This window comes from Intrasporangium sp. (assembly GCF_035280925.1).
Taxonomy (GTDB): Bacteria; Actinomycetota; Actinomycetes; order Actinomycetales; family Dermatophilaceae; genus Intrasporangium.
In genome coordinates this window covers 1-2,584 of sequence record NZ_DATEEY010000097.1, presented here as the reverse complement: position 1 = coordinate 2,584, position 2,584 = coordinate 1, and the positions used below count along the sequence as shown (strand labels likewise).

Here is a 2,584-nt window from a genome sequence, read left to right as displayed (position 1 = left end):
GCAGGATGAAGATGAGCAGGGCAATGATGAGCAGCACCCCGACGATGGTCCAGATGAGTCCAGATCCACGCATGTCGTTCTCACACCTCTCGTTGTCGAATCACGAGCGGATGCCCGCGCCGCCGACACTAGGGGTCGACGAGCCCGGTGAGCCGTGTCCGTGCACGCGAATCCGGCAGCCCTAGGCTGGCCCCATGAGCCCCGTCTTCGACTGCACGACCGACCAGGGGCGGGCGGACGCGATCCCGAAGGCCGCCGCCGGCGTGCGCGACGGCCGGCTCGTCGTGCTTCCCACGGACACCCTCTACGGCGTCGGCGCGGACGCGTTCTCACCCGACGCCGTCCGCGCGCTGCTCGAAGACAAGGGTCGCGGCAGCGACATGCCGCCACCCGTCCTCGTCGCCGACCAGCGAACGATCGACGGCCTCGCCACCGACGTTCCGGCCTACGCGCGGGCGCTCGTCGACGCGTTCTGGCCCGGGCCCCTCACGATCGTCCTGCGTGCGCAGCCGTCGCTGATGTGGGACCTCGGCGACACCGGCGGCACGGTCGCCCTGCGGATGCCGGACGACCCCGTCGCCCTCGAGCTGCTGCGGGAGGTGGGGCCGATGGCGGTGAGCAGCGCCAACCGCACGGGCCACCCGGCGTCCCGAACCGTCGTGGAGGCCGCCAGCCAGCTGGGAGCCACCGTCGAGTTCTACCTCGACGGCGGGCCGGCCCCGGGCGGCCTGGCGTCCACCATCGTCGACTGCACCCGCGACGAGCCCGTCGTCCTGCGGGTCGGAGCGCTCTCGGAGTCCGACGTCCTCGCCGTCGTCGAGCGCTCCCGTGCAGACGCCCTAGAGTTCAATGCCGCCGGGTCGACGGGCGCCGAGCCCGACGGCCTCGACACCGTCGAGGCGCCGGAGCCCTCCGAGTCCAGCGACACCGGCACGTCCACGTCCAGCGAGCAGCGAGAGACCACCGACGATGACTGACACGTTCTACGGCTCCGACTTCCGCGCCCTCGAGGCCTTCGACCCGGACATCGCCGGTGTCCTCGTCTCCGAGCTCGACCGCCTGAGGGGTGGCCTCCAGCTCATCGCGAGCGAGAACTTCTCGAGCCCCGAGGTGCTCACCGCCCTCGGCTCGACGCTGTCGAACAAGTACGCCGAGGGCTACCCGGGACGTCGGTACTACGGCGGCTGTTCGGAGGTCGACAAGGCCGAGCAGATCGCCATCGACCGGTGCAGGCAGCTCTTCGGTGCCGAGCACGCGAACGTCCAGCCGCACTCCGGTGCGAGCGCCAACCAGGCCGTCTACGGGGCGTTCCTCAAGCCCGGCGAGACGCTCCTCGCGATGAGCCTCCCGCACGGCGGACACCTCACGCACGGCACCAAGGTCTCGTTCTCGGGGAAGTGGTTCACCGCCGTCCACTACGGCGTCGACCGGGAGACCGAGGACATCGACTACGACCAGGTGGAGAAGCTCGCCCGCGAGCACCGGCCGAAGATCATCCTGGCCGGCGGCTCGGCGATCCCGCGGACCATCGACTTCGCCCGGTTCCGGGCCATCGCGGACGAGGTGGGCGCCATCTTCTGGGTGGACGCGGCGCACTTCATCGGTCTCGTCGCGGGCGGCGCCATCGAGAGCCCGGTGCCGTATGCCGACGTCGTCTCCTTCACGACCCACAAGGTCCTGCGGGGTCCTCGGTCCGGTGCCATCGTCTGCACGGCCGAGCACGCGACAGCCATCGACAAGGCCGTCTTCCCGATGATGCAGGGCGGACCGCAGATGCACTCCATCGCCGCCAAGGCCGTCAACTTCAAGGAGTGTGCGACACCCGAGTACCGGGACTACGCCCGGCGCGTCGTCGCGAACGCGGCGGTCCTCGCGACGGAGCTGGGAACGCGCGGCATCCGTCCGACGACGGGCGGGAACGACACCCACCTGTCCCTGCACGACCTCCAAGGGGTCGGTGTCACCGGCGCGGACGCGGAGTCAAGAGCGGATGCGGCCGGCATCACGCTCAACAAGAACGCGATCCCCTTCGACCCCCAGAAGCCGAACGTGGCGTCCGGCATCCGGGTGGGGACACCGTGCGTGACGACCCAGGGGATGGGCGAGGACGAGATGCGCACCGTCGCCGAGCTCATTCACCGGGCGGTGACCAAGGGCGACGCCGATCCGGAGCACCCGGTCTCGCGCGAGGTGCGGGCCACGGTGTCGGATCTCGTTGCGCGCTTTCCCGCGTACGCCCGGCCGGGCGCGCACGGTCGCTGATGCCGATGCGCGCGTGACCGCACCGAGCACCCGGCGCGACGCCCGCCTGCTCGGGCGACTCAACCGCCGCGGGTTCCGCCTCGTCATGGTGCTCGACACCCTCGCGGTGTTCGGGCTCGCCGTCGGCTCGATGGTCTATCGCTTCGGCCCGCCGGGGGAGTGGCCGACGTACCCCATCGGCGCGTACGCGCTCTCCTTCTCCGTCTCCACGCTGATCTTCATCGCCGCCTTCTACTTCGGTGGCCTGTACGAGCGGGAGCCCCGGCTCGGCGGCGCCGCCGTGCTGCCACGGGCCGCACGCCTCGCTCTCGCAGGGGGCAGC

Annotated in this window: 3 protein-coding genes; all 3 read left to right on the top strand. The window is 70.9% G+C overall.

All coding sequences use genetic code 11. The features are described 5' to 3' along the window. The first annotated feature begins 194 nt into the window (after positions 1-194). Positions 195-977: an L-threonylcarbamoyladenylate synthase gene (locus tag VJN29_RS09650; protein ID WP_324143412.1), complete on the top strand. Its 783-nt coding sequence runs from the start codon at positions 195-197 to the stop codon at positions 975-977. Next, entirely contained in the window at positions 970-2,262 is a 1,293-nt protein-coding gene (gene glyA / locus VJN29_RS09645; RefSeq protein ID WP_324143411.1) for a serine hydroxymethyltransferase, read from the top strand. The genes VJN29_RS09650 and glyA overlap by 8 nt, the downstream gene beginning before the upstream one ends. Positions 2,263-2,275: 13 nt before the next feature. Next, positions 2,276-2,584 (top strand): hypothetical protein (locus tag VJN29_RS09640; protein ID WP_324143410.1); only part of this gene is annotated, 309 nt, incomplete at its 3' end.